11 protein-coding genes, 2 pseudogenes and 1 other annotated feature are annotated in these 17,717 nt (G+C 34.6%); of the genes and pseudogenes, 5 read left to right on the top strand and 8 right to left on the bottom strand.

All coding sequences use genetic code 11. The features are described 5' to 3' along the window. Together K6959_RS12945 and ezrA are read right to left on the bottom strand one after the other, a co-directional pair. A complete protein-coding gene (locus K6959_RS12945; protein WP_223086701.1) occupies positions 1 to 1,146 on the bottom strand; it encodes a cysteine desulfurase family protein in 1,146 nt (381 codons plus the stop codon). A gap of 81 nt (positions 1,147 to 1,227) precedes the next feature. Next, on the bottom strand, positions 1,228 to 2,925 hold the full coding sequence (gene ezrA / locus K6959_RS12950; protein ID WP_223086702.1) for a septation ring formation regulator EzrA: 1,698 nt from the start codon (positions 2,923 to 2,925) through the stop codon (positions 1,228 to 1,230). A gap of 445 nt (positions 2,926 to 3,370) precedes the next feature. Between ezrA and hisJ the strand changes: the two genes are divergently transcribed. Then, positions 3,371 to 4,165 carry a histidinol-phosphatase HisJ gene (hisJ, locus tag K6959_RS12955; RefSeq protein ID WP_223086704.1) on the top strand — a complete coding sequence of 265 codons (795 nt, stop codon included), beginning with the start codon at positions 3,371 to 3,373 and terminating at the stop codon, positions 4,163 to 4,165. A 4-nt stretch (positions 4,166 to 4,169) separates the two neighbouring features. Here hisJ and K6959_RS19685 read toward each other — a convergent pair whose 3' ends face one another. The 3 genes from K6959_RS19685 to megL form a co-directional block, all read right to left on the bottom strand. Beyond that, positions 4,170 to 4,538 carry a hypothetical protein gene (locus tag K6959_RS19685; protein ID WP_316252491.1) on the bottom strand — a complete coding sequence of 123 codons (369 nt, stop codon included), beginning with the start codon at positions 4,536 to 4,538 and terminating at the stop codon, positions 4,170 to 4,172. Between the two features lie 3 nt (positions 4,539 to 4,541). Continuing rightward, complete coding sequence (locus tag K6959_RS19690; protein WP_316252492.1) at positions 4,542 to 4,799, bottom strand: TetR family transcriptional regulator; 258 nt, start codon at positions 4,797 to 4,799, stop codon at positions 4,542 to 4,544. A 233-nt stretch (positions 4,800 to 5,032) separates the two neighbouring features. After that, a complete protein-coding gene (gene megL / locus K6959_RS12965; RefSeq protein ID WP_223086705.1) occupies positions 5,033 to 6,226 on the bottom strand; it encodes a methionine gamma-lyase in 1,194 nt (397 codons plus the stop codon). A 368-nt stretch (positions 6,227 to 6,594) separates the two neighbouring features. On the opposite strand from megL, the gene rpsD reads away from it, so the two are divergent. Beyond that, complete coding sequence (gene rpsD / locus K6959_RS12970; RefSeq protein ID WP_163242337.1) at positions 6,595 to 7,197, top strand: 30S ribosomal protein S4; 603 nt, start codon at positions 6,595 to 6,597, stop codon at positions 7,195 to 7,197. A 120-nt stretch (positions 7,198 to 7,317) separates the two neighbouring features. Here rpsD and K6959_RS12975 read toward each other — a convergent pair whose 3' ends face one another. Next, positions 7,318 to 8,463: an erythromycin esterase family protein gene (locus K6959_RS12975; protein WP_262421790.1), complete on the bottom strand. Its 1,146-nt coding sequence runs from the start codon at positions 8,461 to 8,463 to the stop codon at positions 7,318 to 7,320. Positions 8,464 to 9,065: 602 nt separating this feature from the next. Between K6959_RS12975 and K6959_RS12980 the strand changes: the two are divergent. Next, a pseudogene (locus tag K6959_RS12980) lies at positions 9,066 to 9,931 on the top strand (DMT family transporter). Positions 9,932 to 9,995: 64 nt separating this feature from the next. On the opposite strand, the gene tyrS reads toward K6959_RS12980, so the two are convergent. After that, entirely contained in the window at positions 9,996 to 11,258 is a 1,263-nt protein-coding gene (tyrS, locus tag K6959_RS12985; RefSeq protein ID WP_316252552.1) for a tyrosine--tRNA ligase, read from the bottom strand. Positions 11,259 to 11,398: 140 nt separating this feature from the next. Further along, positions 11,399 to 11,619, bottom strand: a binding site (T-box leader). Positions 11,620 to 11,767: 148 nt separating this feature from the next. Here tyrS and K6959_RS12990 point away from each other — a divergent pair. Continuing rightward, on the top strand, positions 11,768 to 14,803 hold the full coding sequence (locus K6959_RS12990) for a transglycosylase domain-containing protein (RefSeq protein WP_223086709.1): 3,036 nt from the start codon (positions 11,768 to 11,770) through the stop codon (positions 14,801 to 14,803). 160 nt (positions 14,804 to 14,963) lie between these two features. Here the strand turns inward: K6959_RS12990 and acsA are convergent. Then, positions 14,964 to 16,681 (bottom strand): annotated as a pseudogene (acsA, locus tag K6959_RS12995) (acetate--CoA ligase). Positions 16,682 to 17,056: 375 nt separating this feature from the next. Between acsA and K6959_RS13000 the strand changes: the two are divergent. Beyond that, entirely contained in the window at positions 17,057 to 17,689 is a 633-nt protein-coding gene (locus tag K6959_RS13000) for a GNAT family N-acetyltransferase (protein WP_163242341.1), read from the top strand. Positions 17,690 to 17,717: the final 28 nt, after the last annotated feature.

The following is a 17,717-nucleotide window of genomic DNA, read 5'->3' on the forward strand; positions in this document are numbered from 1 at the left end:
TTAATTCATTACCTCTCCAAGTTGTTTTACCGTCTCTGTTATTCCCTTTATAACAGCTTTGGCTTCTTCGATTGTATTGTCATATGTTAAGCTTATTCGAATTGCACTTTCTGCAATATCTTGATTAACTCCCATTGCCAATAACGTATTACTTGCTGCCTTATTTTTTGAAGAACAAGCACTTGTTGTGGAAACATATATTTCTTTTTCCTCTAAAGCATGAAGAAACACTTCAGCTTTTATCCCGCGAACAGAAAAATTCAATATATGCGGTGCTGCCTGTTCTGATGGCGTATGGACAATAATCCTTTCAATTTTTTCAAGTTCTTTTTTTAATATATTCTTGATTGATGTTAATTTTTCTAATGTCGCTGCTTTTTTTTCAAAAGTGAGCCGCAATGCCTTAGCCATTGCGACAATTCCAGCAACGTTTTCTGTTCCGCTGCGAATTTTTAATTCTTGGCTGCCGCCTGAAAATAATGGTGAAATTTTGATTCCTTGTTTTATTAGTAATGCACCAGTTCCTTTTAAAGCATGGAACTTATGTCCTGAAATTGAGTAGAGATCAATATTGTCTTCATGCATATTAAGCGGAACCTTGCCAACTCCTTGAATATGATCAACATGAAATAATATTTTCGGATAGTCTCGTAATAATTGACCAATTTCTTGGATTGGCTGAATGGTTCCTATTTCATTATTAACATGAATAATTGTGACGAGTATCGTCTCATCACGGATTGCTTTTTTAACATCTATCGGAGAAATTCTTCCTGAAGTATCAACAGGCACATATGTAACTTGAAACCCGAATTGTTTTTTGAGCTGTTCAATGGCCTCTCGAGTTGAGGAATGCTCAACTGCTGTCGTCACAATATGTTTTCCCCTGCCTTTATACATAAGTGCTGTACCTTTTATCGCTAAGTTGTTACTTTCTGTTCCCCCTGATGTAAAAAAAACTTCATTTGCCCTTACATTTAAAAGCTTTGCAATTTGCGATCTTGCTTCGATTAAAAGGTTTTCCGCAGCTCCGCCAATTCGATGCAGAGATGACGGATTCCCGAAGTAATCATTTGATACTTTTACAAATGCGTCAATGACTTCCTTGTAAGGCTTTGTAGTTGCACTATTATCAAAATAAATCACTTTCATCACCCCTATCTTTTCAATTTAGTTTTTTATAGGATCAGTTTTAACTAGAAAAAACAGGCCAACATTAGCCTGTTTCTAGTCTTGTTCTTCAGACATGATGTTTTCAATTTTTTTCAAAGCGCCCGGCTCAACCTCTTCTACCGCTGTTGCAGCTTGCTCTAAAGCACTGCGATAATCAAAAAGACGAAAAGCTGTTTCAGCATGTTCCAATGCTTTTGCTACAGATGGGTACTGGCTTCTATACCTGTTCCCATATTGAATGACTCTCTCTGCCAGCATCACTTCGTCAAGCATTTCATCCGTTGAATTTGATAACTTTTCAACTGTCAACAAGGCGGCTTTTAAATTTTCTTGAACTGCGCTCATATTTAAAGGTTTTTCTTCAATTTTTTGAATAACAACTTGTATATTTTTCTTTGCTTCTTCCATTAAATATTGATAATCTTGCGGTAATCCAGGTAAATTACTTTTAGAAATCAGTCTCTTGAGCTCCTTAATTTGCTTAGATAATTCGCTCACTTTTTCTCGTGCTGAAATTTCATCTTTGCGGAGGGCTCGAAGTCTTTTTGCAAATTGTTTCTGCCCATTTCTAACAGAATCAAGCTTCTCTTTAATTTCTTTTAATTCTTTTGAAAGCTCAGTTTGGGCAGTTTCTTGTTGAGATATTTTTATTAAAAGCATCTCGAACCTTTTATACAATTGAATAAGTTGTTTTTCCGTTTGATCGAGCTGTGCCAGCTCCTTTTCACCTAAACGATAGCTTTGCTGAACAAGCTCAGTTTCTGCTTTTAATTTATTATATTCTTCATGAGCCGCTTCTAACACTAAGTCTGTCTCTTGTTTATTTTTTATAAGGTAATGCTTAGCAACAACTTCCTGTTCGAGCAGATAAAAAATTAATTCAATACTTTCTTTTAATTCTTCCACTTTTTTATTTACATTTTCAACATTTGTTTTTTCGATATAAATGAGACAATTGTTTAATTCACTTTTAAATAGTTCAAATTGTTTTTCTATCTCAAGATGATGGAGGGGATATCCTTGGCTTATCATTTCTTTATAGCCTTCTTTTAATTCTGCTAGTTGGGAAGGGATTGTTGTTTGACATTCTATAAGAACACCCGGAATAATTTCCATCTTCTCATTAATGCCTATTAAATCTTCTTCGATTTGATTTACAATTTCACGTGCCTTCAGATAATTTCCATTAGTCGTTTCTTCGTGGAATAATTGGAATTTTTTATTAGTTTCATCAACTTGAAGCTCTAATTGGACTGCCGCCTTTCCGAACGAATGACTATTGGCTAATAAAGACGTCTTTAACTCCCGAAATAAATCTTTTAACTCTTCAATTTCAATTCGATTATTTTCTTCGCTACTAACTAATTCTTTTAACTCTGTTAAGATAGAGGTCACCATCTCCTCTATTTTCGTTAATTGTTGTTCCATTTTCTCTTGAATAGCATTAGCTTTATTAAACTGAAACTTATTTATACATCCCTCAGCATCTGAAAATAACTGATCCACTTCAGGTAAATGAACAGTAACAATCTCATCCCATTCTTTACGCCAGCGCTCAAATAGTTGTTCTGTTTGGCCCATCATGTTAAGCTGTTTTACTTTTGACATTTCATCGAGTACAGGGCGATCCGTTATAGTAACTTTCCAAGTTTCAAGTCGTTCTATTTCTTTAGTATGCTTTTTTTTCGTTATATATCCTACTAAAAATAAGCTTAGCAAGAGTACGATAACACCAATTATGTAGTATAGCATGTTAAGCCCCCTGTTCATAGCCGAAGATTATATGTATTGCAATTTTAAAATATGACACTTTTTATTGCATTTTTATTTTAATGGGGCTATGTTAAACATTATTGTTGTTTTAGGCTTAATGTATGAGATCCTATCAGCTATGACTGGAGGATCCTTCTGGTAATATAAGCCGTTAAATCAACACAATTTTATAACATAACCATCTTAATAAATATTCATTTCAATGTTTTTATGATAACATGTAAACGACATTTTTTAACTATTAATTTGGTCTTTTTAAGTAATTTATCAACTGCCGTTTCGAACTGAACGAGAATGCGAGCGTTTGTCAGTTTGAATAAATACTATGATAAATGCCTTTACACATAATTGAACTATAGAAACTAGGAGAATTCAACTAATTCACCATTAAATTTAAGATACTTTCAAGGAGGTTCACAATAAAATGAAAAAAGATGGCCATATTCATTCTCGTTATTGCCCGCACGGCACAAATAATTCTTTTGAGGAATATATAGAAAAAGCGATATCTCTTGGGTTTCAAGAAATATCTTTTACCGAACATGCCCCCTTACCAAAAGGCTTTGAAGATTCTACTCCTACAAAAGACAGTGCGATGGAAATAGAATGTTTACCAAATTATTTTGCCGATATTAACAAAATAAAAAGAAAATACGAAAAATATATAAAAATTAACGCGGGGCTAGAAGTTGATTATATTGAAGGATTTGAGAAAGAAACGACGGATTTTCTTAATCAATTCAATTCTTTTATTGACGATGCAATTCTCTCTGTTCATTTCTTGAAAATCGGGGATGAGTATGATTGTGTTGATTATAGTCCAGATTTGTTTAAAACGATGACAAAAAAATACGGGTCTGTAGAAGCCGTGTATGAAAACTATTTTCGTACAGTTGCTCTATCTGTTCATTCTAATTTAGGCCACAATAAACCAAAGCGGATCGGTCATATAACATTAATCCACAAATTTCAACATCGATTTCCTGTTTCGAAAAATTTTAATCAAGAAATACGATCCATTTTATTAGCGAAAAAAAAACATCATTACGAGTTAGATTATAACGGGGCAGGAACAGCGAAACCTCTTTGCCGCGAACCTTATCCACCTGCAAAAATTGCAGAGGAAGCCTTTAAGCTCGGGATCCCCCTTATTTATGGATCTGATGCTCATCAAGTGAAAGAACTAGGCCAAGGAAGGGACAAAATGCATTTTTTTTAATTGCTTAAACAACCATATGAACATCTTTTTCACATAAAACTTGATCAATCCAGCTTTCAATTTCGAGATAATATTTCTCGGCAAAGTATTGTTCGTAAGGAAGCACGTGAAGTACTTCAGTCACGTAATATGTGTTTAAAAATGGCATCGTGAGAAGTCCTTTCAACTGCATAATGATATAATTAATAGAAATAGGTTTAAACTCTTTTTCGTTTATTCCCTTTTCTAAAACTTTTTTAAAATAGTAACGTTCTTTCATAAAGTATGTCGACATAATTTCTCGAATGACTTGTGAATCGATAGAGACTTCTCTTAATACGAAGCGTGTTAACTGAAGATGAGCCGTTTGAAAGTAGAGAATGTTTTTTGCCATCACTTATAAAACTTCACTTGCCTCCTTCTGACCTAGCAAAGAATATCCATTTTCAATCTCGGACAAATAATTTTCAAAAAAAGATGTTAAACAATATTCCAACAATCCGTGTTTGCTTTGAAAATAATACGAAATATTCGCTACATTCACATTCGCTTTCCCTGCGATATCTCTTACAGATGTACCGCTATACCCTTTCATATTAAAAAGGGAGACGGCTACGTCCACGATATGTTTTTTAGAGTTTTTCCGCATCTTCATCCTCACCTCTTTTAAAGCACTTACTGCTTTTATTAATAAATATTCTTTTATGAATGTACTATTTCCTGTAAAAACTTTCCGACAAAGTCACTCCTTAATCAGCTTCTTTTGATATAATAAAATTTATTTTTTAACAGAGCCCGTTGAAAAATATGATTTATAGTCGAATCTTCTTCACTTCAATTAGAGAAGATCAATACCTCTCCTCTAATTGAAGCCCCACGATTTAAATGTCACTTCTTTATTTGTTCTAGTGCCTGCGCTAAATCAGCTTGAATATCTTCCCACGCCTCTAGACCGACTGATAACCGTAACAGTCCGTCCAGAATCCCCATTTCTTCACGGGCATGTTTCGGAACAACTGCATGAGTCATTGTGGCAGGATGTTGAATTAACGTTTCTGCATCACCTAAACTAACTGCAATTTTAATTAACTTTAACTGATTCATGAACGCTTGCGCTGTTTCTTTCGTCCCTTTTAGTGTAAAGGATATTAACCCTCCTGGTTTTTTCATTTGACGTTTCATAATATCGTAATCATCGCTCTGTTCATCTCCAGGATAGTAAACACTTTCAACTTTAGGGTGACCAGCAAGAAATTTTGCTATTTTTTTCGCGTTGTCAGAATGACGATCCATCCTTATGGGCAAGGTTTTTAATCCCCTTAATAATAACCATGCGTCAAATGGAGAAATGACACCGCCAATATCTTTTTGCGTCGTCATGGAAACATGATCGATAAACTTTTTTTTACCTACAGCTATACCTGCAATTACATCACCGTGACCGCAAATGTATTTTGTTGCGCTATGAACGACAATATCACACCCTAACGAAAGAGGAGTTTGTAAGTATGGAGAACAAAATGTATTATCAACAACGACAGGAATTCCAGCTTCCTTTGCAACATTTGCTACCATCTGTAAATCAACAAGCTTCATCGTCGGATTAATCGGTGTTTCTACATAAATACAGACTGTTTCTGGACGAATTTTTTCCAGCAGCTGCTCTTTCGTTGCCATGGACGAAAGAGCATGGTCAATTTTATACTTATCTTTCATTAGCTGTAATAATCCAAATGTACAGCCGTACACTCCTTGTGAACAAAGGATATGATCGCCTGTTTTCGTAAGAGCTAAAAGTATAGCTGAAACAGCCCCCATTCCAGAACTGAACGCGAGCGCTGCTTCTCCATTTTCAAGTTTTGCCATACGTTCCTGCAATACATGAACAGTCGGATTTCCTAATCTAGTATAAATATATCCTTGCTCTTCGCCAGCAAATCGTTTTTCACCTATTTGCGCATCTTTAAAAGTAAAAGTAGAGGTCTGATAAAGTGGAGGTGTCAAGCTACCTTCATATTCACTTGATTCATATGCTGCATGTATAACCTCTGTTTCAAATTGAAAAGTTTTTCTTTCTCCCATGTTAAATCCTCCCCTTTGTAAACGCTTTCAAAAATGTTTATAAAAACTCTCTTATTATTTACAGCATATGACAATTTAGTCTTTTTGGGAAGTAAAATTTTTTATATTTATTATAAAGAAAACATCGTTATTGACTTAATACATGAATAATAATATAATGTTCTTTGTGTAAAATATTGCAGCCTATGTAAACACCTTTATGTTTTACATTTTGTTCCTCAATATCTCATATTTCATTTTAAAATAAGAGGTGTATCGTGTAACCCTTAGCTGCTAGGGCGAAGGTACATGAAAACAAAATGGACATATTTGTTGTTTTACAACTGTTTTTATTTTACCAAAATAAAAACAAGAAGGAGGAGTCATTTATGGCTCGTTATACTGGTCCAAGCTGGAAAATCTCTCGTCGCTTAGGGATTTCACTTACAGGTACAGGTAAAGAATTAGAAAAGCGACCTTACGCACCTGGACAACACGGTCCAAATCAAAGAAAAAAACTTTCTGAGTACGGATTACAATTACAAGAAAAACAAAAGCTTCGTCATATGTACGGAGTAAATGAACGCCAATTCCTCAATTTGTTTAATGCAGCTGGTAAAATGACTGGTGTACACGGTGAAAACTTTATGATTCTTTTAGAATCACGTTTAGACAACCTTGTATATCGTCTTGGTTTAGCTCGTACTCGCCGCCAAGCGAGACAACTTGTTAATCACGGTCATATTACTGTAAATGGAAAACGCGTTGATATTCCATCATACCGTGTAAAAGCAGGAGAAGTAATTGGAGTTCGTGAAAAATCTCGCAACTTAGACATCATTAAAGAAGCAATTGAAGTGAACAACTTTGTTCCTGATTTTCTTACATTTGACGCTGAAAAACTAGAAGGTACGTTCACTCGTTTACCTGAGCGTTCTGAGCTTCCAGCGGAAATTAATGAATCTCTAATTGTTGAGTTCTACTCACGCTAAATGACTTGTTTCCTTATTGTTAAACCCTTAGAAACAATACTGTTTCTAAGGGTTTTTCTCTTCATATCTATTTAGTAATAACCTAATTCAACCTTCTGAAGAATTTTGTATTTATCATATTTATTTTTTCATACTGAAATAAGCAGGGCTTACTTTTTTAAAATATAATATCCCATCGTATTGTTCAGCTGGTTTAAAAGAAATACGTAAATTCCCTCCTTCAAACGCCTTCCATTTAGTTTGTCCCCATTTTAGTCCACATTGGATAAAACAGTTTTGATGAGGTGTGTGATTTAGTAGCCATTCTAAATGTTTTTTACTAGCTTTTTTAATTGGATAATGATGTTCATCATCATCTATCATCTGGCCTTCTTTTGCATATAATCCCAAAACATAGCTAGTCTCTTTTATAAAGTGGGGGAGATTTTCAAAAGTTGATTTATATGAAGGAAAACAACTTGCGGAACCCTTTTTCATAATGTCTAAATTATTAGCCCAAATCATAAATTTCTCGTTAGGATAAACTTGAGATAAATATTTTAGGTTCTCAGCCTTTAATTCATCCCAATAGTTGAACAGCTTCAAAATACTTTTTTTAACCGCTCCTTTTACTAATTTTAACCTGTTTTTCACTGTCCGAATGGTGATTTTACGCAACGTCATAGTGGGAAAAGAGTTTTTTTCAAGCGCTTTAATGAATTCATTACCTATGCTCTCTATTTCTTCTACTTCTTTCCGTAGCCTTAGACGTTTCATCATACGAGTATCAAATATAATTTCATTTGCACGTTTTTCAAATTCCAAAAGTATTAGCTTTAAATTATCTGGCAACTGTGATCGTAAAAAGGAGGAAAGATGTCCATCTTCATTTTGATTAAGATCTATACCTGTTAATTGTAAAGGCTGTTGCTGCTTCGTTTCTTTAATATAATCAAATAATTCAAGGATATACTCATTACTCCTAATACGCCCGATTGATCCGAACATAAACTTCATTGAATCAAGATCTGTTGAAAGAAAGTCGCCGATAATACAATCACCGAAATCACCTTCAAAAGCAAGTACATTGAATCCTAATTGTTGATGAAGATATTTAATTAAGTTGACTTTAGCCACGTCGTACTCTTTAACGCAAGGATTACTTTCTCCAAGAAAGACAAACTTTTTTTTTTCTAAAATTGGTTTCAAAAAATGAAAATCGTCATAATAATCTTGATGACCGATGTTTATACTATCATTCTTAATTTCATTTATAAAAATATCCATTATTAACCCCTTCGTTGTATCCGTATTATCAAAACTTCTATCGTAAAAAATGAACAAACTCTTGATTTTACACAACTTGCACCCCTTAAATCTAAAATTTATTCATTAGTATGGAACATTACATCACGATGTAGTTTTCTTTAAAACGATATGATCTACTAATCACTTAAAAAAAATGAAGTATCCTAAAGGGTTCATTAAATTTTACATCTATTCCCTTTATACCCATAATCTTAAATATCATGCAGACTAATATTAACATTTATTTTCATTTTTTAAAATGATTTTCTAAGTTATTTTAATAGCTATTTTTTCAAATTTATCTCTTGCCAACTTTATGAACATGAACCGACCAATTCATCCAGCAGACCCAATATTGCTGAATATCCTATTAACGTATTTCTTTCAATTCTTTACTTATTTCAATTTTCAATTATAAAACTTGTACAATTATAAATTCTTTCACTCTAACATTTTTCCCCCCTCGATATCCTTTAGTATTTCGTATTATACAAAAACGGTAAAATCCTTTCCGGGCGTTCGTCAACGAAGGAGGCAGTAAATGAGCTCACTTTATAGCACAGATGAAAATAGGTTTGGCGATGGCGATCGTTAGTAGCTCTGTTGTCTTTGGAAAGTTAATTACATCAAGTTTCCCTGTTTTTTTAGCATCAGAACTGAGATTTATCATTTCAACAGTGATCTTTATTTTTCTATTATATTATAAAGAGAAGAGCTTCCCTTCGATTCAGCTAAAGTATATAATCGTTCTTTTTCTTCAAGCGTTGACAGATGTTTTTTTGTTTAATATTTTTATGCTTTATGGATTAAAGTACACGTCTGCAATTGAAGCAGGGATTATTACAAGTACTCTTCCTGCAGTCATAGGTGTGATCGCCTTTATCTTTTTAAAAGAAAAATTGACGATCCAAAAAGGATTCGGTATTACATTTGCTGTTTTAGGTGTTCTACTAATGAATCTTCTAAGTGAAAATGACATTAATGGCTCGGCTTCCTTTTTCGGGAATCTATTAGTCTTTGGAGCCGTTATTGGAGAAGCTTTATTTATCACTTTAGGGAAAACAGTTTCTAATAAATTATCGCCGTTAACCATTGCAACGATTATAAATTTATTTGGCTTAATACTATTTTTTCCTTTTTCTATTTATCAAGCTTTTCATTTTTATTTTTCTAGTGTTCGTATTTTAGACTGGGTGAATATTTTATATTTCGGAGTAGTTGTCACAGTAATAGCATTTATCCTTATCAAGGCTTAGCAAAAGTTTCTGCCGCCTCAGCAGGAGCACTGACAAGCGTATTGCCTTTAAGTTCAATTATTCTTTCCTTTTTTATTTTAAAGGAAGAGATTTTACTTTACCATATATTAGGTATATCACTCGTGATTGGCGCCATTTGCTTTATATCATTTGATACATCAGATAAAAAATCTACAGCCTCTACTTCTTAATAAAATTCCTGAAAAAAAGGAGAGCCATATTATTGCATTTAATATGTGCTCTCCTTTGTAACGATTAGTATTTAATTAAGTAATATTTCTTTTTACCACGGCGAATGATTGTAAACTGATCTTCAATTCGATCTTTTTCACTGAGAATATATTGTAAATCAGTGACACGATCTCCATTAATATATATTGCCCCGTTGGAAATATCTTCTCGTGCTTGTCGTTTAGACGGTGAAATTTTTGCTGCTACAAGTAAATCGATTAAGCCGATCTCTTCCTTAGTTCGATGCTCGTATGAAGGGACATCTTTAAAGCCTTGGACAATTTCTGCACCTGTTAGTTCTTTAATGTTACCACTAAATAATGCCTCAGTAATCTTCATAGCTTGCTTTAATGCTTCTTCTCCATGAACAAGCTTCGTTGGTTCTTCTCCTAGCGCTTTTTGGGCAGCTCGTTTTTCTGGGGCTTCTTTCGTTTCTTGTTCAAGCTGCTCAATCTCCTCTCTCGATAAAAACGTGAAATATTTTAAGTATTTAACAACATCACGATCATCTGTATTAATCCAAAATTGGTAAAACTCATATGGTGTCGTCTTTTCTGGATCTAACCATATAGCTCCGCCTTCTTTTTTGCCAAATTTTGTTCCATCAGCCTTAGTAACTAGCGGAATTGTTAGTCCGAAAGCTTTGGCATTTTCTTTTGACTTACGAATTAATTCAAGACCTGCTGTAATGTTCCCCCATTGATCGCTTCCTCCAATTTGGAGTCTCACATTCTTTTCTTCATATAACTTTAAAAAATCAATTGATTGTAAAATCACATAGCTAAATTCTGTAAATGAAATCCCGGATTCTATTCGAGATTGGACAGTTTCTTTTGCTAACATGTAATTCAAACCGAAGTTTTTCCCGATATCACGTAAAAAAGTAATTAGATCTAGTTTGCCGATCCAATCATAGTTGTTAACCAATTGTGCAGGATTTTCTTTTGCTTCGAAATTTAAGAAACGTGATAACTGACTTTTAATTTGATTACTCCAATTTGCAACAGTATCAGTGGAGTTTAATGTACGTTCAGCTTTTTTTCCGCTCGGATCGCCAATCATACCCGTTGCACCACCTACAAGAGCAATTGGATGATGTCCTGCAAGTTGAAAACGACGAAGCATTAAAATAGGTAATAAATGACCTATATGCAAACTATTAGCCGTCGGATCAAAGCCACAATATAAGTTGATTTTTTCATCTTCTAATAATTTATTAAGTCCTTCTTCATCTGTAATTTGATTAATTAAGCCTCTAAACTGCAAATCTTCTAATAAGTTCATCAGCCGCCACTCCTTTTTTATTTATTGTTGTTTTAAGCTCATCTGTGTGATGGATAGTCCCCCTTTTGCGAAAAAGATCGTAAAAGAGGATTGAACTATTAAATTGTGAACATAGCCAAAATAAAAATCCCTTCGAGAACTCTCGAAGGGACGATTAAATCGCGGTACCACCCAACTTGGGGACAAAGACCCCCACTCTAAAAAAATAACGGTTTTCCCGTTCATCGCTACTTAGTACATTTATAACAGTTCACAATGAAAGCTCAAGGAGGTAATTCGTCTTTCCGTATGTACTGGCTTTCACCACCCGCCAGCTCTCTATAACAGGGACAGAAGTACTACTAATTCCTATCAAAGCTATTTTTACAATTTTTAAGTTTAAAGCATTTTTATCATAAGAAAAATCTTTTGTCAAATAAAATAGAAAAATTAAGAAAAATATTTAACGGTGTCTTTTTCGGCACGCTGTTTATGCTATAATGTAATGTGATTTTAGGGGGAATGATGCTGCAATGAAAGATCTAAAAAAGAAATGGAAAGAAATGCAAAAGTCGTTAAAAGACTTTTTTACAAATAAAAATACTGTAAAAAGGGCAAGCATTACATATCAAGTTGCTTGGAACATATTTCTTCTTTTCGTAGTCATTTTTATACTTGGGGGCATATTTGCCGGCGGTGTTGGTGCGGGATATTTTGCCTCTCTCGTAAAAGATGAACCACTGCGCTCTTACGAAGACATGAAAAAGGCTAATATTAATTACGAGGAAACTTCTGAGCTATATTTTGCAAATGAAGTTTATTTAGGAAAGCTTAGAACAGATCTTGAACGTGAAGAAATAAGCCTTGATAAAGTTTCAAAACACTTAATTAATGCAGTAATCGCTACTGAGGATGCACATTTCTATGAACATAAAGGAATCGTTCCAAAAGCAATTTTGCGAGCAATTTATCAAGAAGTAACAAACGCTTCAGTTCAAACAGGCGGAAGTACATTAACACAACAATTAATAAAAAATCAAATTTTAACAAACGAAGTTTCCTTTGATCGAAAAGCGAAGGAAATATTATTAGCGTTACGCCTAGAAAGTTTTTTTAAAAAAGAGGAAATCCTTGAAGCATATTTAAATGTTTCACCATTTGGAAGAAATTCATCTGGAAGAAATATTGCTGGTATTCAAACCGCTGCCAAAGGTATTTTTGGTGTTAATGCTAGTGAGTTAACGATCCCTCAAGCTGCATTTATCGCGGGGCTTCCACAAAGTCCATCAGCATACACACCATTTTCACGTGATGGGAAAGTAAAGGAAGATCTTACACCCGGCTTAAAAAGAATGAAAACTGTTTTATCGAGAATGCATGAAAAAGGCTATATTAATGATAAAGAGTATGAAGAAGCTTTAAGCTATGATATTGTGAAAGACTTTATTCCTGCAAATGAAAATCCTCTTGAAAAATATCCGTTTTTAACTTTTGAAGTTGAAAAAAGAGCTGTCGAAATATTATCAAAAATTTTAGCAGAAAAAGACGGATATGAAGAAAGTGATTTAAAGAAAGATAGTAACTTAAATAAGGAATATTTAACACTTGCTGATCGAAATCTTCGTCAAAATGGTTACAAAATCTATACAACGATTGATAAAGATATTTATGATAAAATGCAAGCTGTTAAAGATCAATTTCCTTATTACGGAAATACAAAAAATGAAGTTGTGAAAGATAAAGATACTGGAGAAAAAATTACAATTCAAGAGCCTGTTGAACTCGGTGCTGTTTTAATTGAAAATAAAACAGGAAAGATTATTAGCTTTGTCGGCGGCAGAGATCATAAGAGAGAGCAAACGAATCATGCAACATATGCAAAACGATCAAACGGCTCAACGATGAAACCATTAGCTGTATATGCACCTGCGATGGAATTAGGGAAAATTTCACCAGGATCGGTTATTGCTGATATTGATATGAGTATCCCAACCAGTGGCGGGCAAACTTGGAGTCCAAAAAACTATGATGGGCGTTACCATGGACTAACTACTGCACGCGTTGCTTTAGCTAAATCTTATAACGTTCCTGCTGCAAAAGTATATTTAGATATACTTGATCAGCGACCAGTCCAATTTTTAGATAAAATGGGGTTTACATCTTTAGCTGATTTGGACTACCAAATCCCTGCTCTGTCACTAGGTGCTCTTACAAACGGAGTGACTGTAGAAGAAAACGTCAATGCATTCGCAACGTTTGGTAATAACGGACAGTTTATTGATGGATACATGATTGAAAAAATAGTGGACCACGACGGGAACACGATATACGAACATAAAGCTGAACCTGTCACTGTATTTAGTCCGCAAACTGCCTATTTGACGATCGATATGATGAGAGACGTTATTAGCCAAGGAACGGCAACAGCCCTTAACAAAAGACTGAAATTTAAAGCTGATTGGGCTGGAAAAACGGGAACAGCACAAGATTATCACGATGCCTGGTTTGTCGCCACTAATCCTAATGTTACATTTGGTGTTTGGATGGGTTACGATACACCTAAACCGTTGGAAAAATCTTATAAAGGAATTTCATACGGGGTAAGAAATATTTATTTATGGGCCGATTTAATGAATGCTGCTTATGAAGTTAATCCTAATCTCGTTGCACCAAAGGAACGTTTTCAAATGCCAGGTGGCATCGTTCGCCGCTCATATTGTCTAATATCAGGCCTACTTCCATCTGATGCATGTTCTAAAGTTGGGCTAGTACAAACAGATTTATTTAATGCCAAGTTTGTCCCAACGAAAGTAGATGATAGTCTAATAAGTGGCAAATATGTACAAATTGGTGATAAAAAATATTTAGCATTAAGTACAACACCTGATGAGTTTTCATTCCCAGGATTAATGCTTAACCCTGATTATATAGAAAAATTAGGCGGAAAAAATATTAAAGACTTACAGCAACTCATTCCAAATAATGAAAAATGGGCAAGTATTTTAGTACCTAGTGCGAAAATGACTGATAACGGCAAAGTTCCTAGTGCCCTTTCGATTAGTGTATCAGGATCGACAATTACATGGGGTCAACATCCGGAAAATGATATTATTGGCTATAGAGTTTACAAGCTTTCCGGAGGCAAAGGACAAAAGGTAGGAAGTATTCCAGCAGGTAAGGCATATTCATTTAATGCAGGAAATGGAGAATACTATGTATCTGCTGTAGATATCGCTGGAAAGGAATCACCTCGCTCAAATGTTGTTAAAATTGGTAATGTTAAGGAGCAGCCTGTTACTAAGAATCCGGATGATAAAAAAGGAAACGCAAAAAAACCAAAAGATGATCAAAATAATCCGGAACCAGAACCAAAACCTGAACCAACTCCTGAACCTGAACCAACTCCTGAACCTGAACCGAAACCTGAGCCAAAGCCTGAACCAACTCCTGAACCTGAACCGAAACCTGAGCCAAAGCCTGAACCAACTCCTGAACCGAAACCTGAACCTGAGCCGAAACCAGAAGACCCTGTACCACCGTCTCCGCCGCCTCAAGGTGAAGTTAACTGATTAAGTAAAGTAAACATATCAATATTTTAGAGGATTGAGGATTGAACTCTGGATTGTACAGGGTTCAATCCTTTTCTTTTGTTTCTTAATTAAAAAAACTGCACTAAGTTGTTCATTATACATAACAACTTAGTGCAGTTCATCTTGACAAATTTTTATATTAATCTTCCATTGTGGAAAGATCACCTGTTGGTAAATCAAGTTCCCATGCTTTTAAGACACGGCGCATAATTTTTCCACTTCTCGTTTTTGGAAGTTTATCGCGAAACTCAATTTCTCTAGGAGCTGCATGCGCTGCAAGTCCTTTTTTAACAAATTGACGAATATCTTCTTTTAACTCTTCTGTAGGTTCATAGCCATCTCTTAATGCCACAAAGGCTTTAATAATTTCACCGCGTACAGGATCAGGCTTTCCGATTACTCCAGCTTCAGCAATAGATGGATGTTCAACAAGCTTACTTTCTACTTCAAACGGACCAACCCGTTCTCCCGAAGTCATAATAACATCATCAACACGGCCTTGGAACCAAAAATACCCATCCTCATCCATATATGCTGAATCACCAGATAAATACCAGTTCCCAGGCATAAAGTAAGATTCATACTTTTCTTGGTTATTCCAAATTTTAATCATCATTGACGGCCAGCCTTTTTTAATAGCTAAGTTACCCATTCTATACGGAGGAAGCTCGTTCCCTTGATCATCAACAATAGCTGCCGTTATGCCTGGAATTGGCTTACCCATTGATCCAGGCTTAATATCCATACACGGAAAATTACTTATAATTTGTGCGCCTGTTTCTGTCATCCACCAATTATCATGAATTCTTAAATTAAACACTTTTAATCCCCATCTTACTACTTCAGGATTTAACGGCTCACCAACGCTTAAAATATGACGCAGACTGCTTAAATTATATTTTTTAACAATTTCATTTCCAGCTCCCATTAACATTCGAAAAGCTGTCGGTGCACTGTACCAAACTGTTACCATATACTCTTCGATCATTCTGTACCAGTTATCAGGATTAAAACGACCGCCAATAATGACATTAGATGTCCCTGTAAGCCAAGGGCCAAAGACGCCGTACGAAGTCCCAGTTACCCAGCCAGGATCGGCAGTACACCAATAAACATCTTCTTCTTTTAAATCAAGAACCCACTTTGCTGTTTGATAATGCTGTATCATTGCATTATGAACATGCAATACTCCTTTCGGCTTTCCAGTTGAGCCTGAAGTATAATGAAGAATGAGGCCGTCATTTCGATCAACCCATTCAATTTTAAGTTCTTTGCTCGCTTCCTCCATTCGCTTGTTAAAATCGATGTATTGATCTTTTTCCTCTATGTTATTACCAACTAAAAAAATATGCTTTAAATTTGGCAGATCAGCAATAGGTACACGACCTAGCAAATCAGGCGTTGTAATAAGTACTTTTGCTTCACTATCTTCTAAACGGTCGCGAACAGCTCCTTCCATAAAAGCTTCAAATAATGGACCAGCTATTGCTCCCAATTTAATAGTACCGAGTAAAGCAAAATAAAGCTCAGGCGTTCTTGGCATAAAAATAAAAACACGATCTCCTTTTTCTACATCTCCATAAGCTTTTAAAACATTAGCTGCTTTATTTGATAGTTCTTTCATTTCTTTAAAAGTATATTTTTCTTTTTCTAAACCGTCTTCATAATATAAAGCAACTTTATTTTTTCGAAAAGTCTCTACATGGCGATCAATCGCTTCATAGGCCATGTTAACACGTCCCGTTTCATGCCATGAAAAATTTTTTTCTCAGCATCACTCCAATTAAACATTTCATACATCTCTTCATAGTTCTCTAAATTATGATTCCCCTTTGTTGCTGATAACGCTTCCATCATTTTCATGAAACATATCCCCCTTAAAATAGCAATTTTTTTTTATATTATAATATAAAAATAGTTAATTCTCATTTTTTAAAATATAAAAAACTATTTCTATTATTGGGATTTCCATCATTTTTGCTCTGCTAGGCAATATTTTTTAGTCTTATTCGTTTGTATCTAGAAAGAATGCTTGCTTTCATCTCCGATTCATATCGTTTAAAAGGGAAATGAGCCGTTAACCCGATAAAGTTTATCAAATGCTTTAAATTAAAAAGAAAGATATTTTAATTAACGTGAATATTGTGTTGACTTGATGATATATAATTTATTATATTTTATGTATAATAGAAATAAATTATTAGAAATTTAAATTTCAAGGGGGTGTGTTAAATGGAACACAAAAAAACGTATAATGCGAAAGAATTAAAAACCCCTAAAGGGAGCCTTATAATCGAGGGACCTATTTCGCCAAAAAAGTTAGCTAGTTTCCAGTTCCATGAAGACTTAGTAGCTTTTCGTCCGCCTGAACAACAGCATAGAGCATTAATTGAAATTGCTGAACTTCCTGAAGGAAGGATTATTGTTGCTAGAAATAGAGATATAATCGTTGGATATGTTACTTTTTTATATCCCGATCCTCTTGAAAGATGGTCTGAAGGTAATATGGAAAATTTAATAGAATTAGGCGCAATTGAAGTAATTCCAGAATACCGAGGATGCTCAGTAGGTAAAAACCTCCTAATCGTCTCAATGATGGATGATGCAATGGAAGATTATATCATTATTACAACAGAATATTATTGGCATTGGGATTTGAAAGGGACTGGCTTAAACGTTTGGGAATATCGAAAAGTGATGGAGAAAATGATGAATGCAGGTGGTCTTGTTTGGTATGCAACTGATGATCCTGAAATTAGCTCCCATCCAGCAAATTGTTTAATGGTGAGGATTGGTGAAAGAGTTGATCTTGATTCTATCCAACGGTTTGATCAGCTTCGCTTTATGAACAGATTTATGTATTAGCAGTCTATTAGAGGATTTAAAGAAGGAT

The sequence above is a fragment of the Bacillus aquiflavi genome (genome assembly GCF_019915265.1).
In the GTDB taxonomy this organism is placed as follows: domain Bacteria; phylum Bacillota; class Bacilli; order Bacillales; family Cytobacillaceae; genus Bacillus_BT; species Bacillus_BT aquiflavi.

What these genes read in the sequence shown, in the direction of transcription:
- ezrA (WP_223086702.1), bottom strand. Translation starts at nt 2,925, where the DNA reads ATGCTATACTACATAATTGGTGTTATCGTACTCTTGCTAAGCTTATTT.
- hisJ (WP_223086704.1), top strand. Translation starts at nt 3,371, where the DNA reads ATGAAAAAAGATGGCCATATTCATTCTCGTTATTGCCCGCACGGCACA.
- K6959_RS19685 (WP_316252491.1), bottom strand. Translation starts at nt 4,538, where the DNA reads ATGGCAAAAAACATTCTCTACTTTCAAACGGCTCATCTTCAGTTAACA.
- K6959_RS19690 (WP_316252492.1), bottom strand. Translation starts at nt 4,799, where the DNA reads ATGAAGATGCGGAAAAACTCTAAAAAACATATCGTGGACGTAGCCGTC.
- megL (WP_223086705.1), bottom strand. Translation starts at nt 6,226, where the DNA reads ATGGGAGAAAGAAAAACTTTTCAATTTGAAACAGAGGTTATACATGCA.
- rpsD (WP_163242337.1), top strand. Translation starts at nt 6,595, where the DNA reads ATGGCTCGTTATACTGGTCCAAGCTGGAAAATCTCTCGTCGCTTAGGG.
- K6959_RS12975 (WP_262421790.1), bottom strand. Translation starts at nt 8,463, where the DNA reads ATGGATATTTTTATAAATGAAATTAAGAATGATAGTATAAACATCGGT.
- K6959_RS12990 (WP_223086709.1), top strand. Translation starts at nt 11,768, where the DNA reads ATGAAAGATCTAAAAAAGAAATGGAAAGAAATGCAAAAGTCGTTAAAA.
- K6959_RS13000 (WP_163242341.1), top strand. Translation starts at nt 17,057, where the DNA reads ATGGAACACAAAAAAACGTATAATGCGAAAGAATTAAAAACCCCTAAA.